We start from the raw sequence: 20,696 nt of genomic DNA on the forward strand, positions 1-20,696 counted from the left end.
GAACCGCCGTCCGCCAATGTGGAGTACGGCTTGCCATGGGGCGCAACTTCAGGGGGAAACGCGCGCCATTATAGAGAATCCCGGCGACGGACGAAACCGTTTGCGCGGTTATTCTTGCAACGAGAATAACCTTATTAAAAAAATGGTCTTTACGCTTTTTAGTTGCGCCCTGACGCTTTCTTGCGCAAAATGCCCCGACACCAGGGAGAAAATGATAACGATTTTGCCGTTCGAGACAGTAAGGATTGCACTCCGGCAAGAGATAACTATTTGAAGCGCTTAAAATTAAATTATGTCGTGATTGGCGCCATCACCGTATTGCTGACCTGGGCACTGTGGTTCAACGTGCCCTGGCATGGGATACATGATGATAAGCTCAGTCAAATCAAAGCCAGGGGAATCTTACGTGTCAGCACCATCGATGCTCCTCTCAGCTACACCACTACCAACCATCAGCCATCCGGTTTCGACTATGAACTGGCGAAACGCTTCGCCGATTATTTAGGGGTGAAGCTGGTCATACGCCAGCGCGACACCCTCAATGCATTATTCAACGATTTGGATAACGACGACGCCGATATGCTGGCCGCCGGCCTCATCTACAATAACGAACGATTACAGCGTTACGCCACCGGCCCGGCCTATTATTATGTGTCCCAGCAGCTGGTGTATCGCCTGGGACAGCCCAAGCCGAAAAACCTGGGGTCCCTGCAGGGACGGCTAGTCGTTGCTTCCGGGTCGGCCCACATCTCGTTGCTGCGCGCCATGAAAGAAAAAAAATACCCCCATCTGGCATGGGAAGCGTCTTCCGATCTGAGCGGTAAGGCTTTGCTGGAGCAAGTGGCGGAAGGCAAGCTTGATTATACCCTGGCGGATTCCGCCACCATCGGTTTGCTGCAGCGCATCCACCCCAAATTGGCGGTGGCGTTTGATGTCAGTGACGAAGAACCGGTAACCTGGTATTTGCCAAAGAAACACAGCGATAATCTGTCCGCCGCACTGCTGGATTTTTACAATGGACTGAACCAGGAAGGGACCCTTGTCCGGTTAGAGGAGAAATACCTCGGCCATGTGGGCAGTTTCGATTACGTGGACACCAAAACCTTTCTCTCCTCCATTGATGCGACCTTGCCGGCATTGCAATCCCTATTCCAACAGTATGCCACTGAAGTCGACTGGAAATTATTGGCGGCCATTTCTTACCAGGAGTCCCATTGGGATCCTCAGGCCGTCTCTCCCACCGGGGTACGCGGCCTGATGATGCTGACCCGCGCCACGGCCGATAGCCTCGGGATCAACGATCGGGTTGATGCGGAACAGAGTATTCGCGGCGGTGCCCTGTATCTATCCCACATGATGCAAAGAGTGCCCGATACCATTCCGGAAGATGAGAAAATCTGGTTTGCGCTCACCGCCTATAATATGGGCTATGCCCATATGCTGGATGCCCGTGCGCTCACGGCCAAACAGCAGGGTAATCCCGACAGCTGGGTGGATGTGAAGCTCCGCCTGCCGATGCTCAGCCAGCCGCGTTATTACCAGCAGACCACCTACGGTTATGCACGCGGCCAGCAGGCGTATGATTATGTAGAGAATATCCGCCGCTACGAAATGAGCCTGGTGGGGTATTTACAGGAAAAAGAGAAAAAAACCGCGCTCCTGGCGGCGCAAAACATCCCTCAACCGCCAGCCTCATATCCGGTGGTGAGCAGCCAATTTTCCGGGCTGACGCCGGTTCCGTCCGGCACGGCGCCGGTCCTGGCCAAAGCCGCCCCTTAACGAAGGAAGGTCGGGTCAGAATACTAGATCGTAACGATATGACAAACCTGCCGTGAATCCATCCATGGCGGCTCGATCCGTGGGATTACGGCACTTATCATCCCTGGAGCCGCCCTTTAGGCCAACGCCTGACGGCGTTTTGGTCCTCGGTGCGGACGGTTTACTCTTCTGGCATCCCGTCCCGCCTCATTAATTCCGAGCAAGTTTATCAACAATCTGCAAACGGCGGGGTTTTCAGCGCCTGGCGCCGGGCTTTATGCTGCTCCCGGCGGTCGCGGAAAAAAGCGCTGAGCCGGCTTGAACACTCCTGCGCCAGTATCCCCGAGGTGATGTCCATAAGATGGTTCATCCCCGGATGGCGCAATATGTCGCACAGGGAACCCGCCGCGCCGGTCTTCTCATCCCGGGCGCCGAATACCAGGCGACCTACCCGGCCATGAATCATCGCGCCGGCGCACATGACGCACGGCTCCAGGGTGACATACAGGGTGGTGTCCACCAGCCGGTAGTTGCCCAGCGCCGTCCCGCCCTGCCGCAGCGCCATGATCTCCGCATGGGCGGTGGGATCGTTATGACCGATGGAACGGTTCCAACCTTCGCCAATCACCCGATCCCCCAACACCAGCACGGCGCCCACCGGCACCTCCCCCTCTGCCTCGGCACGGCCGGCAAGCCGCAAGGCATGGCGCATCCAGTATTCGTCCCCCTGTTCTGTGCTCATCATCGCCATCCCGTAAAAAATGCGTCGCGTAGTCCGTCGCGGAGTAAATAGCCGTCAATCCAACTGCTTTAAGTTCCCCTCGCGGGTGACGCGCCAGCGATACTCGCAAAAGTAAAGCAGCGGGCTGTCATGCAGGCTATCGCTGTAACCGCTGAATAATTTAAGCGGCGTGCCCAGTTCGCGCTCCAGCTGTGAAACCTTTTCATGTCCCAGACAGCGTAAGGTCAAAACCCAGCCGCCATGGAGCCGTTTCATCCGGCTGCCGATAAGACGGACCCGGGGTAAAAACAGCGCGTCGCTGTATACGCCGCGCACCAGGGGCTCAGGGGAACCGGTAATAAGCCAGACTTCGGTATCCTGGCTGTCCAGATACTCATTGAGCCTTTGCAGCACGATGGGGAATTCCGTGACGCGCCGGCGAAACCAGGCGATAAAGCGGTTTTGCAGCTCAAGCAGGCGTGCCTCGCTATGCCCGAAGGTGATGGACCATAAGAGCAGGCTCATCGGCCATCGGGCCGAACGCCCTTTTGACAGCAGGCCGATCGCCACGACGGGTAATACCGGCAGTACCAGGATAATATTCAGCGGCGAATGACAGAGTAAGTAACGCAAAAAACACCCGAACATATCTTGCCGGTGCAGGGTACCGTCCAAATCGAAAAAAATAATACGCGATGCTGCTGAGCGACTCAAAACACGTCCTCCGGCTCAAAAATCCTATGAAAAAAAAAGCGAATACAGGCTCAGTCTGGAGCATCCAGCGCCCGACGCAAATAGCCCTGGTGCCGTTCCAACGCCCGTTGCGCTCCGGCGGCATCCAGGCCGGTAAGTATCATCAGGATGGCCGGTTTGACTTCATAATGCGTTTGCGCAAGAGTGTTTTTCGCCACGGACATATCGGCACCCGTGGCGTCGGCGACAATTCGACATGCCCGATCCACCAGCTTGATATTGGTGGCTTTCACATCCACCATCAGATTTTGGTAGACTTTCCCCAGTTTTACCATCGCCCCGGTGGAAATCATGTTCAGCACCAGTTTTTGGGCGGTGCCGGATTTCATCCGGGTGGAACCGGTAAGCACTTCCGGTCCGACCACCGGGGAGATGGCAACCGCGGCTTCGCGGGCGATGGCAGAGCCGGGATTACAGGAAATCGCCGCCGTGGCGCAACCCAGCCGGCGCGCATAACGCAGCCCGCCGATCACGTAGGGCGTGCGCCCCGATGCCGCCAGCCCGATTACCATATCCGTCGGCGTAAGACGCAGCGCCTTTAAATCCTCTTCCGCCAGGGTCAAACTGTCTTCGGCCCCTTCCACCGCCTTAAGTAACGCGCCGGGACCGCCGGCAATCAGGCCGATGACCCGCTCCGGCGCCACGCCGAAGGTGGGAGGACATTCGGCTGCATCCAGCACCCCCAGGCGACCGCTGGTACCCGCCCCAATATAAATCAATCTGCCGCCGGCCATCAACGCCGCCGCCGCCAGATCCACCGTCGCCGCAATGGCCGGCAGCTCCCGCGCCACCGCCTCGGGCACTTTATGATCTTCTTGATTGAATAAGCGCACCATGTCCAGGGTGGTGAGATTGTCCAGCTCCATGGAGGCCGCATTGCGTGTTTCCGATACGAGAGTACCTAAATTCATCACATCACCGTTGAATATTTAATTCAAATAATGAACACTATTATTGAATATTTAATTCCCGCGGGCGAGTGTATTTGCCCACAGGGACGTGTTTACGATCTGGCAGCCTGTCTGGACCGGGCACTTCTTCTAAAAGCGCTAAGCGTTAGCCTTTTTCAGGCCAACAGCGGAACAAAGCCCGATCTCCAGGTCCGCCACAATTTGCATCAGCTTTCACATTTACCGGTGTACTGGGAACATTTATGAGCAGCCTGTTGCGCATCCGCCAGATTTATCACAGCCTATCGGCTAACGATCGCAAATTGGCGGATTATTTATTGGCCTCTACCGATGCCGCCAGACATCTCAGCTCGCAACAGGTGGCGGCACAGTCCGGTGTCAGCCAGTCCAGCGTGGTGAAATTCGCCCAGAAGCTGGGATACAAAGGGTTTACCGCCTTGAAGCTGGCTCTTAGTGACGCCCTCGCCACGGGTCATATGCCTTTGTCCGTCCCGGTGCATAACCAGATCCTCAGCGACGATCCCATAAAAACCGTCGGCGAGAAACTGCTGACGGAAAAGCTGGCTGCCCTGCGGGCGACATTGGACATCAATAGTGAGGACAAGCTCCAGGCTGGGGTGGCGCTGCTGAAAAACGCCGGCAGGATTGTTATTGTCGGCATCGGCGCATCGGGGCTGGTAGCCAGGGATTTCTCATACAAACTCATGAAGATCGGCATGACAGCGGTGGCCCAAACCGATATGCACGTTTTATTGGCCACCGTACAGGCGTTCAGTCCCCGGGATGTGTTGCTTGCCATCTCTTACAGCGGCGCCCGGCGCGAAATTAATCTGGCGGCCCAGGAAGCGCACCGGGTCGGCGCAGGGGTCATGGCCGTTACGAATTTCTCCCCAAACAGCCTGCAACAGCACGCCGATATCTCTTTATATACCGTTGCCGAAGAGAAAGCCCAGCACAGCGGCGCCATCTCTTCCACGGTGGCGCAGCTGTCGCTGACCGATTTGCTGTTTATGGCGTTGGTACAGCGGGATCTGGAGCATGCGCCGCAGCGCATTCGCCATAGCGAGGAACTGGTCAAAAAACTCAGCAGGTCCACGGAATAACCTTAACGGAGAACGTCACGCTGTTTATCTGGCCCCCTGTTTCGCGCCACGGATTATCTCTCCGTCGCCTTGTTGGCGTGCGGGGGGACAGATACCTCTGCAACGGCATCGATGGCCAATTTGATCGTCAAATGCTGCAGTGTCTGCTCCAGGGGACCGCGCGTTGGCCGGCCCGTTATATCCCTTTTCATCCGTGAACGCTCCATTTTAGCGATATCCATAATAAATTTAACCACGCTGTCGGCATTCCTGGTCATAATATCCGCCCGAAACATAGGATCATGAGAAATGGCTTGATTGATCATTTCTATGTTTATCATATTGTTTTTCTCCCAACCCAAGTGACTCCTGATCTGGGGCGCGATTTGACTGTAGTTAATCACATTGCCCTGGTCCAGCATAGTTTGCAGCGTGGAAACATGCTTTGCTGGCGGTAAATCCTTAATACTACTGGCGCTAAGATAATAAATATCGTCGGTATATTCGGCTAAATGGGTTACTTCATGCATCAGGGTTATGGCAAGATGTTCCTGCTTGTCCAAGCTCTGCACCAACCGGTCGGCCATAACAACCACACGATTGCGACCATCCCCCGGCACGCAAAATCCCAAGATTTCACCTTCAAGGGGCAGCAATCTATTTCCGGCAAAGGGGTCCGAGGGTGAGGCTAACGCTGATTGGTATACGCCAAGCGTATTCTTTTCCCTGACCGTGGACACGATAAGGACGTTTTTTACCACATCCCTCTTGAGATTGATGGCCGCGTCTATAATTCCTCGAAACCTGTTGACCGCCAATCCGACAATAAAAGGGGCTTTCACCATTAAAGCGCTTGAAAAATAATTATCAATCATCATTCTTTCCAGGGCGTTCGTTTTAGCACGCTCTAAAAAATTACTGACCTGCCCTATTTCATCAAAAACGTTGCCAAACTGGACGCTGACCGACAGTTGCGCGCCGGCGAGGTAGGGATGTCTTTTACTCAAGGCGGTTTCAACTGTGCCGGTCACCTGAACGGTTTTGATTTCGCCGAATACACGGGTGATCTCATCATCGATATGTGCGGAAACGTACCCGTCTACCAAGGGTGCTATCCTGCGCATCGGCATAAAGGAATTGAAGCTCGGCAGCGGGTGGTTGGGCACCGGTCGGCGCATAACCGACGAGGTGCTGGCGATCGGCTGCGCGCCGTTCATCGCCATAACCGTTTGCAAAGGCCGTCGCTGATAACGTATGGGATTGCCGAGCAATATCGCCTCCTGCGGCGGGATAACGGCAATATGGTGTTGGTGAAGGGTATACTTGTTACTCAGGACGCCGGTTTTTTCCGGGTTAAGCCGCAGGTAAACCTCCTGGCCAAGGTATTTATCTCCACCTGGCTTGATAAACGCCACCCGCGTTTTGGCGCCGTCTATGGTAATGGTCTTGTCGGGAATGAACTCCAGCGGCAATTTTTTCATAGGTTGACCGGTGCCCATTCTGCGCAAGGCATCCTTGATGCCGGGAATCAGCTCCTGCAAATAATTCCCTAACCGCGATGATTGAGAGAGGACTGTACTGCCCAATACGGATGGCAGGCGGCTCAGCAACGGGTCCGCGGCATGTACCGCCATCTTCGCCAGCGGGGCAGCCTGTCCGCGGCCCAGCAGTTTCAGCGCCGGCTTGACGCCCAGGCGCACGACTTTTTTTCCGCTTCGTAGCGTCATTTTGGCCCCGGCCTTGGCAATCGGCGTCAAAAAAACTAAAGCATCGGTGGTGCAGTAATAAAATTGCTCGCCTTTCTCCCCGCTGTCCGCCGAGGTTAAACATGAATATAAAGGCAGCATGGAGAGTAGGAATTCCCTCACCGATTCAACCGGGGTCATTGCATTACCATAGTTGTACAGCAGTTGGTATAAGGCGTTTTTATGATTTAGCGCGAGGGTATTGATAAGCATTTCGTCGGCGGTTTCTCCCGCTGTGGGTTCAAGGTTCGGCCGCTGAGTTATTTCCAGGGAAAAACCGTTCACTACGCGTTGCCGGTCTTCCTTTGCCAGCAGGGCCTTATACCGGGCGATATCTGAATCTACCCGATCCAGTGAATAATGCTGCTGTTTTATCGCCAGGGCATAAAAACGCTTTTCGCCTTCCCGATCGGCGCAAACAAGATCGACATCGGCAGGATTAGGGATTATGGTCACCCGATCCGGGTCGTGGGACAATGCCGGCAACATCACATGGGCACGCGTCTGATGTTCTTTGATTAAAGCGAAGGTGGGCAGGGAAATATCGGCTGTATTGATAAATTCCAGTTCATCTTCCGGCAGCCGGCTTATTGCACTGGCGATTAGCAATAGGTCCGCGGTATGAAAGGCATCGGTAATGTCTTCGTTTTGCTTTTTGAACGTGTCATCCAGCCATTTTGTATGGTGATGCAGGTTAGCCTCCGCCAGTTGACGCCGGGTTTGGTATGCATCAAAGCGTTCAGAAAACCGAGCCAAGGGATTGATCTGCTCTTTGTCCCTGTCAGGGGCGTGAAAGAACCTTTCCAGCGCCGTTTCTTTAAGCAGGGAGGCATCCGTGCGCCCGTCCCGCTCTATCCCGTCGGCATTATCGGCGCTGAAATTCATAAGTGCGGGAACAAGAAAAAATCCGGACCAATGAGCAGGGGCAGCAGCGATCTTCACCTGCAGGTAGATCATCCGTCCCAGCGCGGCGGCGTCCCGGGCCGTGAGTGCCCGCGTATCGCTACCCGCCGCCAGGGCAAAAGATGCCCCGGCGTGCATATAGGCCCATTGGGGGTCTTCGATATGTCCATTATACAGCAGCGGTATTGCCAACAACGGGAGCACCGGCGCGACGATATGCCGCATGATATACCCCTTGACAACATTGCCGGCTTCGATGCGTTCACCGGCAAAAAACAGTTCAATAGCGCCATCAAGCCGGCTTTTGATAAATATAAGCCTGTTTTCCCCTGATTTTCGGCCATCTATAATCGTATTGGTGATAAAATCAACCATGCCGGCGCCAAATATATTCTCGCTAATCCAAGTATTGATAATCGGAGTGGTCATAGTCGCGGGCATCGTTTCCTGGGAATTGATACCATAACCGCCGGTAGCCGCCTGGATAAAAAGGGCAACTTCTTCCTCAGACAGGGTATTCCCCGCCAGGGCGTTTATGACTGATTTTACCAAAACAGCTCGTTGAGTATAATTAACATCTCTATGGTCATCACAGCCCTGCGCCACCAATTGAGCAACGTAGCGATTTTTATCATCTAAAACTTCATTGCTGCCTTTGTTATTACTGAATGAATTATCGTTGCCAAACCCGGCGGATAAGCGGTTCTCCGGCAACACGGCGGCGGAAGCAAGAGGGAATCGTATGGGGTCCTTTATATTAGTAATAAAATTATAAACCTTATTAAAGGCTCCTATCATGGTGGCGGATAGGGCGTTGAAATGGCTGGCAGGATGCCGAATAACCGCCAACGCGGCATCCCCCTGCCGGTTTCCATGCCGAGCATCAAATCCCTTAACATCAGCAATGGACAAAAAAGTCGCTGAAGCCAGTAATAGTTGCGCTTTTGCCGGTACGACAGGAATAAAGGCGAAGCTTGAATTGCTGATGTTTTCTTCATTTACGTTCCGCGCCAGTCTGAGAAGCATGCCGCCTGTTTTTTTCACCCGAGCTTCTTTTTGTATAAATGATACATTACTATCATTATTCTTATCGACGCGGTATTTACCCATATTATTAGTTTGACAGATTATTGGCGATAACGGCATAGAATCTCCTTAATAAGATCACAATGGTGGTAAACAAGCCTTCTCTTCAAGAGATATGAATCGGTCTTTTCAATCTGAGAGCAGATGGGAGCCGAAAGGATAACGGCTGTGTATGCATGTTAATGATTCCCGCCTGAACGGTAGCCATTGTCCTAACGAGAGTGCCGCCAGGTATGCGCATTACCAACCTGTGCGATATTCTTTAGTGCGCAAACCTCAAGGTCCCAATACTCTTCCAATTTGGCATAGGTAGGCCGGTCCATGACGATGGGCAAATTAAATAATTTTAGCGCTTCCCGGGTCTGTTTTTCATTGGGCAGATATTGATCTATGACATGGTTGAAAAGATCCGGCCCGGTGACATAGGATAAAGTAGAGGAAAATTGGGCGAAAGCAACTTCATCTTCGATAGGAGGTCTTTGCATATAGAGCTCTTTATGAGACATATATCGCTGATAGCTTTCCTCCAACATAGAGTCTAATGTCGGATTATTGGCATGGGTGCCCCAAATACTATTGGGATATTTTCCCTTCAAATTTAGTGCACTATGATAAACTGGCGTAGATAATATGAGACCGTTAGGGTTGGTTTTTAATTCAAATAAGCCGGGGGGAAGAAAAAGCGTATCGTCCGCATCCAGATATAACCCTCCCCGGCGATTAAGGAGATCCAACCGAAGGACATCGCAGGCGGAAGCAAAATTTGTTGCCCTGCCCCGATTGCCCTCAATGGCGGCAAGATAATGCTCATAATTTTTCGTTTGCGAGAAAACATGGTAATAATCCGTAAATTCTAAATTGATGACCACTACATCTTTTGCCAGTTCATTCAATCGCGCCATATTGCGAAAATAGACGTCGCTATTATCACTGGAGAGATAGAGTTTAAAATCGTAGGGGCGTGGAAATTCTTTTGCCTTAGCCGCATTATTTTGCAGATTTTTGATAATCTCCACTGGTATGTCATTTTTGCCTACCCAAATAGACGTAATTTTTCGCGGAATAGGCTTTTTAAAATCCGCCAATATTTTTATGGGGGAACTATTCCACGCCAAATCAATTCCTAACGCTTTGATACCATCATATTGCTCTTGAAACGTTGCTGAAGCCAGTGCCAAAGTATTTGATTTTTCCAGCTTGCCGGCAGGATTAAGCGAATAACTCTCCTGTGGAATATGTTCGATTATCGTATTGACCTTACTTTTATCCTGCCGCAGGTAAAACACATTACGTGAAAGATCGTATATCACAGAGGCGGATTTATCGTTTATCTTGGCGCGAATGACATTATTATCAGCAAACAATCCATGTTCGTTAAACTCCCACTGTTTTGCCTTAAAGGGATGGATCACATGAGAAAAGGATGAAGACTCCGGGCGAACGACAGAAGCGGCAGCATTCGACGAGCCGGAGGCGCTTGAATGGCCGGCGGCGCTTGGGGAATCGTCTCCCCATTTTTTCGCGGCCCGCGGCCCGCCTTTTCCGCCCAAGCCTTGATGGCGGATGATTTTTACCTTCGTGCTGAATTTAACCGGAATGGCCCTGAAATGATTTTTTTTGGTAAGGAACAGTTTGGGACCAAACAGGATGCCCGTTTCCAGGTTACTCATGGCATAGACCTCGCGACCGCGATATTTTTGATCATCCAGCAGTTGGACACCAATTCTTCTCCCTGTGCCTTTCTCAATGGCGAAGGACATAGCATTAAAACGCGCCGGTTGCTGCAATAACGACGGCGTATACGGTGTCCGTTCAAATAAGGCTTTTAATGTAGGCAGGTTTTTTCCCATATGTTTACTGACTGACGTAACCTGTCGGAAAGATTTTTTACCGACAAAATAAATAATTTCAAAGCCGGGATCTATGAAGCGGGCCGCTCCTTTAGCGAATGCTATCATTTCGTTGAGAGAGACGAGTTTCGACGCAGGCTGAAGAGAATGAAAGAAGAGGAGTTTAGCCGACCTGGCCGCTATCTCCTTCAAGGTATAGCGTGACGCCGCCATGGTAAGTGCACTTCGCCCCGCCGTATGCAGACCTTTAAAAAGCAGCGTGCTGCTTTTAGCCATCAGGTGGTTAATTTGACCTAGAACCGGCACCAGTGAAACAATGTCCACCGCGCAATCGAATATAGTCTCTTCCGCAGCATCTTCGGTGATACCATCAATACAGGAATAAAAAGGAACCAATGAAAGGAAAAAATCCTTCGCCACATGAACAAAATGCTTATCATACCCCGCGTCATACAGTTTACTCATCAATTGCGCGGCATGATCCGCAACCAAGGAGTCAATCAGCTGCTCAAAATCCTGAGAAGAACTTAAGAGATTTCTCGTTTTCAGCAAACAGACTGAAACTTTAGCGCTAGTCAATTTGAATGACGAATCATTTTCTAAGGGAGAGATATAGATTATCCGATAACCCTCTTTATTCCGGGATAATGCATATAAGACGTCCTGATTGAACCGGTTTACAGTAAATAACTCAGTATCAGGATCCATGACAATTTTTGCATTTTCAGCGGAAAAGACATAGGAATTAGGACTCTCCCGGAACCACCTCGTTTGGCAATACTTGAAACCAAACTTTGGATTGACAGAGGGTATAGAAGCCACGTATTTGTCAACAGTGACACCTCGCCAATAGCTATTGTTGGTATCAAAATAGGCACTCCAGGCGGAATTCAGTAAAAGACGTTCAACCACACTGAATTTTTCAGTGATAGCTTTGTTTTGCACAATAAAAACATTATCTATATCTGGTAATTCAACCTCACTTACCTGATCTGGATGAAAAAATAGCATGGTAGCGCTCGGTGCTCCGGCATCGCGGCCAAATTTGGAAATAGGTATGTATTTATTAGCAGATTGAGCCGCGGAAGAGAGGCAGGTGGGGGTAATTTTTATCAAATACTCACTTACGGAAACCTGGGGACAGAATGTATCTATGATCTCCCCAGCGAGTTTCGTTCGCGATTTATAATTTGCCATCGCGCCTGCTAGCTCATTAAAAGGATTATTAGCCTCAAGATAACGTTCTTTTTCCTTAAAATAATATTGCAAAGCATCATGTACAGCGGATGTATAAAATACAGTTTCTTGATAATCTCCTTTCTGTGATGCCATAAACCTCACCAAGGCGGGAAACTGATAAAACATGAGCCACTGCGGGGGAGCAATGCCCGCTTCAACCTGCAATTGAATAAACTCACCTAATTCGGCGGCTTCTTCACGGGTCAATGTATTGATGTCAATGCCGCTTTGCCGGGCAAAAATCAAACCAGCCTGCATTTCCCCCAGCTTAAAATCCATCATACTGATTTTATTGAACGGCGTTTCCTGCCAATATTCCAATACCGGTAGCTCAGGGATGATAGCCCTAGCCCATAATCGTTCCGTAAACAGTGCCTCATCCGCCGCTCCGTCCCACGTGGAAATATTAGCCGAAAAGTCCGCCAGAACATTGTTCAGGCGAGTCCCCAGTGATAATAATGATACGCTTTCAAGGTCTTGGTAGATTGATAAAAGTTCAGTGAAAAAATTTTCAAAAGTCTTTTTTAAAACATTGATATGGAGCCAGCGGCGAACGACCATGCCGGCGACGTTGTCTGGAATACTCTCCCCTTTACCGCCGCCATAATAAGCCACAGACTCTAATAACACTTTGGCTAATTTATGGATATTTTTCTCATCCAATGCAATATACGACACTACGCCCCGAACCAGGTAAGTAATGGGATTAATAATAGCGCTATCGTTTATAATATAATCGCGAAGAAAAACCGACATCGCCGCGTTTTGCCTGTCTACGGCGACTTTTCCATTCTCCTGGGGATAATAAAGAGCACCATGAGGCTCAATGACAAGGCTATGATTGGCCGCCGGCGCCGTAGTATCCGTGCCGGCACGCAACCGGCCGATACGGTCATGATGATTAATTCCATCAGCGGACCGCGCCCGCCGCGTCTGGTGGCTGATTGCCTTCTCTACCCAGGCTTTATGATCAACGTTGGCCGCCGCCGATAAGCTGCTTATTGGTGCTGGCGATATTTTCCCATTGCAAATAGAGCCCGTTATTTCTGACCACTGCGCCAGAGGTAACGGCAACTCGTTTTGTTCGGCGCGTATTTGTCTAAGGTAGCTGTGCGCTGGCCCGTCACCCGTGGCAGCATGTCCCCCTTGCCGGCCATGGCGGGCATACGCCTGCGTATCCGCCGCATTGGCCACCAGCAGCAGCACATGCAGCATCAGGTTTGCCCGGCAACGGGCAGCGGCATTCCCAGGATAAAGGGCTAACTGATTTAATCTTTCCGTTAACTGTCCATCGCCAAAATATTTATGAGTATTATTATGGTATATTCCTATATTTCGGCGATAAATAGCCTGTTCATTTAATTTCATTGCCGGCCCCATTAGGTAATAATATAAAACACAGTTATGTTATTTTTGTAATCATCATTACATCAATGGTTAAATATGCAGTGAAGCTCTATATAACTCAGCGGAATTTTATTTCTTTTAACATGATTAAGCAGGTGAGAATACTAAAATGGTCTTCATCAAGGTTATGATAAACCCGATATGCTGTATACCGTTTTCGATTTATCATTTAACGTTCGTCATATAATGTTGAATACGTTGGGAGGATTTTAACCGCGATTAAAGCGGCGGGGGAATAGTGCCCGGCAAAAGGCCATTATTGGTCTTTGCCCGGCTTTGTGGTAATGTGCGCGGGTGATGCGGTCGGACAACACGTCCCGGCCGTTAATGGGGCGCAAAAGTGATATGGCATTACTGATTACCAAGAAGTGCATCAACTGTGACATGTGCGAGCCAGAGTGTCCGAACCAGGCCATCAGCATGGGGCCGGATATTTATCAAATCGACCCGAACCGCTGCACTGAATGCGTAGGGCATTACGAGGCGCCCACCTGCCAGAAGGTGTGCCCCATCGATAACACTATCATTACGGACCCGGCGGTTGTCGAAAGCAACGAGCAGCTGTGGGAAAAATTTGTCGTGATGCACCACGGCGACCGGCTGTAGCGCTATCGACCGCAGTGCGATCCGCTGAAATACATGGCTTAATATTCGATTAAGACCGTGGCGCAGGCATAGTGGCGCTCATCCGTCAGCGTCACGTGGATTTGCGTTACCTTGAGGCTAGCCGCCAGTTCGGCGGCCTGAAGATGCAATGTCAAGCCGGGTTTGCCCAATACATCGTTGACGACTTCAAAGTGCGCAAACGCCAGGCCGTTGCGAATGCCGGTGCCGAACGCTTTCGCCGCTGCCTCTTTTACCGCAAAGCGTTTGGCCAGAAAACGGATGGGTTGTTTATGCCGCAGGTATTGCGCCCATTCGGCTTCGCTGAGGATACGACGGGCAAAACGGTCGCCGCTGCGTGCCACCACCGCTTCGATACGCTCTATTTCAACAATATCGGTGCCGATCCCCAGGATCGGCATCAGATACGCGCCTTAAGCATCAGCCGCTTCATTTCGGACACCGCCTCGGCCAAACCGCTCATTACCCCGCGGCCGATAATGGAATGACCAATATTCAATTCATGCATTTGCGGCAACGCGGCAATGGGCTGTACATTGTGATAGGTCAGGCCGTGCCCGGCATTCACCTTAAGCCCCTGAAGCTCTGCAAACACCGCCCCCTGGCGAATACGCTCGAATTCCGCCAGCCGGGCGGCTTCATCAACGGCATCGGCGTATGCGCCGGTATGGATTTCAATATAAGGCGCGCCCACCGCCGCCGCAGCAGCAATTTGTCCTTCATCCGGATCGATGAATAACGACACCTGAATGCCGGCCGCCGTTAACCGGGCCACAGCATCTTTCATTTTGGCAATCTGGCCGGCCACGTCCAGGCCGCCTTCGGTGGTCACCTCCTGGCGTTTTTCCGGCACCAGACAGCAAAAATGCGGCCGCAGTTCACAGGCGATACCGACCATTTCGTTGGTGACCGCCATTTCCAGGTTCATCCGGGTCTGGATGGTCTGGCGCAACAAACGGACATCGCGGTCGGTAATATGACGGCGATCTTCGCGCAAATGAACGGTGATGCCGTCCGCTCCCGCCTGCTCGGCGATAAAGGCCGCCTGTACCGGGTCGGGATAAATCGTGCCCCGCGCGTTGCGCAAAGTAGCAATGTGATCAATATTCACGCCTAACAGCAAACCAGACATAACTTTCCTCTGTACTCAGTCTACCCTTATCAGTCTGCCCTTATCAGTCTACATCTCTCTGTTGAGACATAGAGCGGGGGACTTATCCCGGCACCGGACCGGCCACAGCCAGTTTAACTGGATGGACCATCGTCGGGCAACGGCTTGGGCGGGATTTTATTTGCCATGAACTGGCCGAAAAGTTCCCTGCTTTTTAATGGCTTACCGCCCAGATAGGGTTTAAGCGCCATGCGAGTGAACCGTTTGGCGGCGCGCAGGGTCTCCATATTGGGAAAATCGCCGGTGGCCAACGCCTGTAGTTCGCGCCCGGTAAAGCTGTAGTGATCAATGACGACGCTGGCGATAAATCCCTTCTCTTCCCGGAAACGGTAAGTCATATCATCGTCCACCGGCAAGCCGGTGGCGGCGCAATGCAGGAAATCCACGCCGTAACCCAAGTGGTGAAGCAGCGCCAGCTCAAATCGTCTGAGGGTTGGCTCGGGGGATCCGGTAGCGGCCGCCAGGGATTGCAGGCATTGCAGATAATCGAAGAACAGGGAGGAGTAGTCGGTGCCATAGGACATCACCCGGGACAGCAGCTCATTGGCGTATAACCCGCTGTAGAGCATCAGGCCTGTTAGCGGTAACCCCAGGGAAACGGGTTCGGCGTTGCGAAGGGTTTTGACTTCGCCGCGCCCGCTCCAGCGGATTAGCAGCGGTGTGAAGGGTTGAAGCACCCCTTTCAGAGCGGAACGGCGTGAGCGCGCGCCTTTGGCAAGGATCCGCACCCGTCCGTCGTTTTCAGTAAAAAAATCCAATAGCAGGCTGGTTTCGCTATAAGGTCGTCCATGCAGGACAAACGCGCGCTGCCAGCCTTCCATCGGCAATCCCCTCAGAGATCTTCGCCGTAACCCAGACTGCGCAGGGCCCGTTCATCATCGGCCCAGCCGGATTTCACCTTGACCCACAGCTCAAGATGCACCTTGTTTTCAAACATGGTTTCCATGTCCTGGCGGGCTTCGATACCGATGGTTTTGATCTTGCTGCCTTTGTTGCCGATGACCATTTTTTTCTGGCCTTCGCGCTCCACCAGAATCAGTCCGTGAATATCAAAACCGCCCCGTTCGTTGGTGACGAAACTCTCGATTTCCACGGTGACCGAATAAGGCAGTTCTTCGCCGAGGTAGCGCATCAGTTTTTCACGGATAATTTCCGAGGCCATGAAACGCTGGGAGCGGTCGGTAATGTACTCCTCAGGGAACTGATGGACGCCTTCGGGCAGGCACTTGCGCACAATGGAAGCCAGGGTGTCGACATTCATGCCGGTTTCGGCGCAGATAGGCACCACATCATGGAAATTCAGCTGTTGGCTAAGGAAATTCATATGGGGCAACAGCCGGCTTTTGTCAGTGACGTTATCCACTTTATTGATGGCCAGCACCACCGGACAATGAACGTCACGCAATTTGTTCACCACCATCTCGTCGTCATCGGTCCAGTGGGTACCTTCCACCACAAAAATAACCAGCTCCACATCCCCCATGGAGCTGCTGGCGGCACGGTTCATCAAACGGTTGATGGCGCGTTTTTCTTCAATGTGCAGCCCCGGGGTATCGACATAAATCGCCTGATACGGCCCCTCGGTATGAATGCCCATGATGCGGTGACGGGTGGTCTGCGGTTTTCGCGAGGTAATAGAAACCTTCTGGCCCAGGAACTGGTTCAGCAGGGTGGACTTGCCCACGTTAGGGCGTCCGACGATGGCCACAAATCCACAATAGGTGATATCTTCGCTCATTCAAGCTCCAGCTCTTTCAGCGCCTGCTCGGCGGCTGATTGTTCGGCTTTACGGCGGCTGGATCCGTTACCCACCACGGGTTCCGACAAGCCGCTGACATGGCAGTGAATAGTAAATTCCTGATCATGCGCCTCGCCACGAACCTGAACCACCAGATAAGTAGGTAACGGCAAATGACGCCCCTGCAAATACTCCTGCAGACGGGTCTTTGGGTCCTTTTGCTTATCGCCGGGACTGATTTCCTCCAGGCGGCTGTGATACCAGTTGAGGATCAGGCGCTCGATATTTTCAATATCGCTATCGAGAAAAATCCCGCCGATCAGCGCTTCCACGGTATCCGCGAGAATAGATTCACGACGAAACCCGCCGCTTTTCAATTCTCCCGGCCCCAGGCGCAGGCACTCCCCCAGTTCGAACTCGCGCGCCATTTCCGCCAGGGTATTGCCCCGCACCAGCGTCGCGCGCATCCGGCTCATATCACCCTCGTCAACCCGGGGGAAACGGAGATAGAGCGCATTGGCGATGACAAAACTTAATATGGAGTCACCGAGAAATTCCAGCCGTTCATTATGTTTGCTGCTGGCGCTTCGGTGTGTCAGAGCCTGTAACAAGAGCTCGTGCTGTTGAAAAGTGTAGCCCAGTTTCTTCTGGAGCCTATTAATTAAGATGGGGTTCATGCGTTACCAATAACTCAACCATGCGTCAAATAACTACAGCATACGGAACAGGTCTGCTTGAGCCAGGCCATGCCAAAACTGTTTCGTTTGCAGTGGCTCCCGAGCCGGGAGCCAGTCTTTAGTGCCATTATACCCTTCACTTTCAAGCTGCGGCTGTGTAGGCCGCAACTCGAGGTCTATTAGGTATATTCTACAACGGGTGGCGCAATAATGCTTCGCTTAAAAAGAGATTTGATTAATGAATACCGCCGATACGCCTTAAACGAACGCCGGTAGGCCATTTACCTTCTTGTTTTTCAAAACTCATCCAAATCGCCGTCGCCTTGCCCACCAGATTTCTTTCCGGTACAAAACCCCAATAACGGCTATCGGCGCTATCATCGCGATTATCGCCCATCATGAAATACTGCCCGTCTGGCACTACCCATTCCATCCGCTGCTGATAATAGAGATTCATCTGATCCTGCTGTCCCGGCACCGTCAGGATGCGATGGGACACATCCCCCAAGGTCTCGATGCGCTGCGCCAGACGGATTCCGTCATCCACCGACTGGTCCGGCGCCACTTCCAAAAAGCCGGAAGAGGACTCGCCGCTGCCGGTGGAATCAAAGGTCTGGACAAAATCACTGGGGGACATTTCGCTATAGGTCACCGGCAGTGCGCTGGTGCAAGTAGGGCTACTGCCGCACCCCGGATGCACCGTCACGGTTTTTGACAGCGGATCGTAACTGACGCGGTCGCCGGGCAGGCCTACCACACGTTTGATATAGTCAAGCGTAGGGTCCAGGGGGTATTTGAAAACCACCACATCGCCGCGCTGCGGATGGCCGGTGGGAATCAGCGTGGTCTGGGTAATGGGGTTTTTGATGCCGTAAGCGAATTTTTCCACCAGGATAAAATCGCCTACCAATAACGTCGGCATCATTGAGCCCGACGGAATTTGAAACGGTTCATAAATAAAAGAACGAACTACGAATACCACCAGCAATACCGGAAAAATCGATGCGCAGGTTTCAATCCAGCCGGGTTGACCGGCTTTTTTCGGCACGGCTTTACCAGTGACCGGAACGCCCGCGTCAAGCGTGGTTTGCGCTTGTTTTATCCGGCGTGCCGGTGCCAGTTTAAATCGATCCACGCACCAGATAATACCTGTTATCAAGGTCGCTATTGCCAGGATCAAGGCAAACATATTCGCCATGCTAACTCCTCAAACTCATTTGCTGTCTTTGCCGACGTGCAGAATAGCCAAAAATGCTTCCTGCGGCAGCTCCACGTTACCAACCTGCTTCATGCGCTTCTTGCCTTCTTTTTGTTTTTGCAGCAATTTTTTCTTACGGCTGACATCGCCGCCGTAACATTTCGCCAGTACGTTTTTACGCAATTGCTTAATAGTTGAACGGGCAATAATGTGGTTGCCGATAGCTGCCTGAATGGCGATATCGAACTGCTGCCGGGGAATTAATTCTTGCATTTTCTCCACGATTTCGCGCCCGCGACGCTGTGAATTGTCACGATGGGTAATCAACGCCAGGGCGTCTACCCGTTCGCCGTTAATGAGGATATCCACCCGAACCATATCGGAGGTTTGAAAACGTTTGAAACCGTAATCCAGCGAAGCATAGCCGCGGGAGGTGGATTTCAGCCGATCGAAGAAGTCCAGCACCACTTCCGACATAGGGATGTCGTAGGTCAACGCCACCTGAGTGCCGTGGTAGACCATATTGGTCTGCATGCCGCGTTTTTCGATACAAAGGGTGATGACATTGCCGAGGAATTCCTGCGGCAATAGCATATGGCATTCCGCGATGGGTTCGCGCAATTCCAGAATATTGTTCAGGGGCGGCAGTTTGGACGGACTGTCCACGAACTGGGTCTGGTTATCCGTGGTCACCACTTCATAGATAACCGTCGGCGCGGTGGTGATAAGCTCCAGGTCGTATTCCCGCTCCAGACGCTCCTGAATGATTTCCATGTGCAGTAAGCCCAGGAAACCACAGCGGAAGCCAAAACCCAGGGCGGTGGAGCTCTCCGGCTCATAAAACAGCGAAGCATCGTTCAGGCTCAGTTTGCCCAGGGCGTCGCGAAAGGCTTCATAATCGTCGGAACTGATGGTGAACATACCGGCATAGACCTGTGGCTTCACCTTTTTGAAACCCGGCAGGGCCTTTTGCGCCGGCTGGCGCATCAGGGTCAGGGTGTCGCCCACCGGCGCCCCCAGGATATCCTTGATGGCGCAGACCAGCCAGCCCACCTCGCCGCAGTTCAGAATGTCCTTATCCACCCGCTTCGGCGTGAAGATGCCCAGCCGGTCGGCGTTATAACTCGCCCCGGTGCTCATGACCTTGATTTTATCGCCTTTGCGCAGCGTACCGTTTTTTAGCCGGATAAGCGACACCACGCCAAGATAGTTATCAAACCACGAATCGATGATCAACGCCTGCAGCGGCCCCTCGGGATCGCCCTGGGGCGGCGGGATGTCGCGCACCAGGCGTTCCAGCACCTCGGGAACACCCTCGCCGGTCTTGGCCGAACAGCGCACCGCGTCGGTGGCGTCGATGCCGACGATATCTTCGATTTCCTGCGCCACACGATCGGGATCGGCGGCTGGCAAGTCAATCTTGTTCAGGACCGGCACCACTTCCAGATTCATTTCCATGGCGGTATAACAGTTGGCCAGCGTTTGCGCTTCCACCCCCTGCCCCGCGTCAACCACCAACAATGCCCCTTCGCAGGCAGCCAGGGAGCGCGATACTTCGTAGGAGAAGTCCACATGGCCGGGGGTATCGATAAAATTCAGTTGATAGATTTCACCGTCATTGGCTTTGTAATCCAGCGTTACGCTCTGAGCCTTGATGGTAATGCCGCGCTCCCGCTCCAAATCCATGGAATCAAGAACCTGGGCTTCCATTTCACGCTCGGCCAAACCACCGCAGGTCTGGATCAGGCGATCGGAGAGTGTCGACTTACCGTGGTCGATATGGGCGATTATTGAAAAGTTTCTTATATGCTTCATTTATATGAATTTTTCTCT

16 protein-coding genes are annotated in these 20,696 nt (G+C 52.1%); 3 read left to right on the forward strand and 13 right to left on the reverse strand.

Annotated elements, in window-relative coordinates; all coding sequences use genetic code 11:
* Nucleotides 1-270 precede the first annotated feature (270 nt).
* Nucleotides 271-1,779, forward strand: coding sequence for a membrane-bound lytic murein transglycosylase MltF (gene mltF, locus HB631_RS04850; RefSeq protein ID WP_255556811.1), 1,509 nt, complete (start codon nt 271-273; stop codon nt 1,777-1,779).
* A gap of 208 nt (nt 1,780-1,987) precedes the next feature.
* On the opposite strand, the gene tadA is transcribed toward mltF, so the two are convergent.
* From tadA to murQ, 3 genes are read right to left on the reverse strand one after another with little or no spacing between them, the layout of a single operon-like run.
* A complete protein-coding gene (tadA, locus tag HB631_RS04855; RefSeq protein ID WP_213990156.1) occupies nt 1,988-2,500 on the reverse strand; it encodes a tRNA adenosine(34) deaminase TadA in 513 nt (170 codons plus the stop codon).
* 54 nt (nt 2,501-2,554) lie between these two features.
* Nucleotides 2,555-3,193, reverse strand: coding sequence for a phosphatidylglycerophosphatase C (gene yfhb / locus HB631_RS04860; RefSeq protein ID WP_218626935.1), 639 nt, complete (start codon nt 3,191-3,193; stop codon nt 2,555-2,557).
* 50 nt (nt 3,194-3,243) lie between these two features.
* A complete protein-coding gene (gene murQ / locus HB631_RS04865) occupies nt 3,244-4,143 on the reverse strand; it encodes an N-acetylmuramic acid 6-phosphate etherase (RefSeq protein ID WP_213990006.1) in 900 nt (299 codons plus the stop codon).
* Between the two features lie 242 nt (nt 4,144-4,385).
* On the opposite strand from murQ, the gene HB631_RS04870 reads away from it, so the two are divergent.
* Complete coding sequence (locus HB631_RS04870) at nt 4,386-5,246, forward strand: MurR/RpiR family transcriptional regulator (RefSeq protein ID WP_213990007.1); 861 nt, start codon at nt 4,386-4,388, stop codon at nt 5,244-5,246.
* Nucleotides 5,247-5,299: 53 nt separating this feature from the next.
* On the opposite strand, the gene HB631_RS04875 is transcribed toward HB631_RS04870, so the two are convergent.
* The 3 genes from HB631_RS04875 to HB631_RS04885 all read right to left on the reverse strand — a co-directional run bounded on the left by HB631_RS04875 (nt 5,300) and on the right by HB631_RS04885 (nt 13,416).
* Nucleotides 5,300-8,425: a hypothetical protein gene (locus HB631_RS04875; RefSeq protein ID WP_213990008.1), complete on the reverse strand. Its 3,126-nt coding sequence runs from the start codon at nt 8,423-8,425 to the stop codon at nt 5,300-5,302.
* A 242-nt stretch (nt 8,426-8,667) separates the two neighbouring features.
* Entirely contained in the window at nt 8,668-8,871 is a 204-nt protein-coding gene (locus tag HB631_RS04880) for a hypothetical protein (RefSeq protein ID WP_213990009.1), read from the reverse strand.
* 300 nt (nt 8,872-9,171) lie between these two features.
* Complete coding sequence (locus HB631_RS04885) at nt 9,172-13,416, reverse strand: glycosyltransferase (RefSeq protein ID WP_213990010.1); 4,245 nt, start codon at nt 13,414-13,416, stop codon at nt 9,172-9,174.
* 384 nt (nt 13,417-13,800) lie between these two features.
* Between HB631_RS04885 and HB631_RS04890 the strand changes: the two genes are divergently transcribed.
* The gene (locus tag HB631_RS04890; protein WP_213990158.1) at nt 13,801-14,061 is read left to right on the forward strand and encodes a YfhL family 4Fe-4S dicluster ferredoxin; all 261 of its coding nucleotides are present in this window, start codon (nt 13,801-13,803) and stop codon (nt 14,059-14,061) included.
* 38 nt (nt 14,062-14,099) lie between these two features.
* On the opposite strand, the gene acpS is transcribed toward HB631_RS04890, so the two are convergent.
* From acpS to lepA, 7 genes are all read right to left on the reverse strand, one after another.
* Nucleotides 14,100-14,480, reverse strand: coding sequence for a holo-ACP synthase (acpS, locus tag HB631_RS04895; RefSeq protein WP_213990011.1), 381 nt, complete (start codon nt 14,478-14,480; stop codon nt 14,100-14,102).
* Nucleotides 14,480-15,211: a pyridoxine 5'-phosphate synthase gene (pdxJ, locus tag HB631_RS04900; RefSeq protein WP_213990012.1), complete on the reverse strand. Its 732-nt coding sequence runs from the start codon at nt 15,209-15,211 to the stop codon at nt 14,480-14,482. Before pdxJ ends, acpS begins: the two co-directional genes overlap by 1 nt.
* A gap of 113 nt (nt 15,212-15,324) precedes the next feature.
* Complete coding sequence (gene recO / locus HB631_RS04905; RefSeq protein WP_213990013.1) at nt 15,325-16,071, reverse strand: DNA repair protein RecO; 747 nt, start codon at nt 16,069-16,071, stop codon at nt 15,325-15,327.
* A gap of 11 nt (nt 16,072-16,082) precedes the next feature.
* Nucleotides 16,083-16,988: a GTPase Era gene (era, locus tag HB631_RS04910; RefSeq protein ID WP_213990014.1), complete on the reverse strand. Its 906-nt coding sequence runs from the start codon at nt 16,986-16,988 to the stop codon at nt 16,083-16,085.
* Nucleotides 16,985-17,665 carry a ribonuclease III gene (gene rnc, locus HB631_RS04915; RefSeq protein ID WP_213990015.1) on the reverse strand — a complete coding sequence of 227 codons (681 nt, stop codon included), beginning with the start codon at nt 17,663-17,665 and terminating at the stop codon, nt 16,985-16,987. Before rnc ends, era begins: the two co-directional genes overlap by 4 nt.
* Before the next feature lie 235 nt (nt 17,666-17,900).
* The gene (gene lepB, locus HB631_RS04920) at nt 17,901-18,863 is read right to left on the reverse strand and encodes a signal peptidase I (RefSeq protein WP_213990016.1); all 963 of its coding nucleotides are present in this window, start codon (nt 18,861-18,863) and stop codon (nt 17,901-17,903) included.
* Nucleotides 18,864-18,878: 15 nt separating this feature from the next.
* A complete protein-coding gene (gene lepA, locus HB631_RS04925) occupies nt 18,879-20,678 on the reverse strand; it encodes a translation elongation factor 4 (protein WP_213990017.1) in 1,800 nt (599 codons plus the stop codon).
* Nucleotides 20,679-20,696: the final 18 nt, after the last annotated feature.

The organism is Sodalis sp. dw_96 (genome assembly GCF_018449575.1).
Lineage (GTDB): Bacteria > Pseudomonadota > Gammaproteobacteria > Enterobacterales > Enterobacteriaceae > Acerihabitans.

What these genes read in the sequence shown, in the direction of transcription:
- tadA (WP_213990156.1), bottom strand. Translation starts at nt 2,500, where the DNA reads ATGAGCACAGAACAGGGGGACGAATACTGGATGCGCCATGCCTTGCGG.
- murQ (WP_213990006.1), bottom strand. Translation starts at nt 4,143, where the DNA reads ATGAATTTAGGTACTCTCGTATCGGAAACACGCAATGCGGCCTCCATG.
- HB631_RS04870 (WP_213990007.1), top strand. Translation starts at nt 4,386, where the DNA reads ATGAGCAGCCTGTTGCGCATCCGCCAGATTTATCACAGCCTATCGGCT.
- HB631_RS04880 (WP_213990009.1), bottom strand. Translation starts at nt 8,871, where the DNA reads ATGAAGAAAACATCAGCAATTCAAGCTTCGCCTTTATTCCTGTCGTAC.
- HB631_RS04885 (WP_213990010.1), bottom strand. Translation starts at nt 13,416, where the DNA reads ATGAAATTAAATGAACAGGCTATTTATCGCCGAAATATAGGAATATAC.
- HB631_RS04890 (WP_213990158.1), top strand. Translation starts at nt 13,801, where the DNA reads ATGGCATTACTGATTACCAAGAAGTGCATCAACTGTGACATGTGCGAG.
- acpS (WP_213990011.1), bottom strand. Translation starts at nt 14,480, where the DNA reads ATGCCGATCCTGGGGATCGGCACCGATATTGTTGAAATAGAGCGTATC.
- pdxJ (WP_213990012.1), bottom strand. Translation starts at nt 15,211, where the DNA reads ATGTCTGGTTTGCTGTTAGGCGTGAATATTGATCACATTGCTACTTTG.
- recO (WP_213990013.1), bottom strand. Translation starts at nt 16,071, where the DNA reads ATGGAAGGCTGGCAGCGCGCGTTTGTCCTGCATGGACGACCTTATAGC.
- era (WP_213990014.1), bottom strand. Translation starts at nt 16,988, where the DNA reads ATGAGCGAAGATATCACCTATTGTGGATTTGTGGCCATCGTCGGACGC.
- rnc (WP_213990015.1), bottom strand. Translation starts at nt 17,665, where the DNA reads ATGAACCCCATCTTAATTAATAGGCTCCAGAAGAAACTGGGCTACACT.
- lepB (WP_213990016.1), bottom strand. Translation starts at nt 18,863, where the DNA reads ATGGCGAATATGTTTGCCTTGATCCTGGCAATAGCGACCTTGATAACA.
- lepA (WP_213990017.1), bottom strand. Translation starts at nt 20,678, where the DNA reads ATGAAGCATATAAGAAACTTTTCAATAATCGCCCATATCGACCACGGT.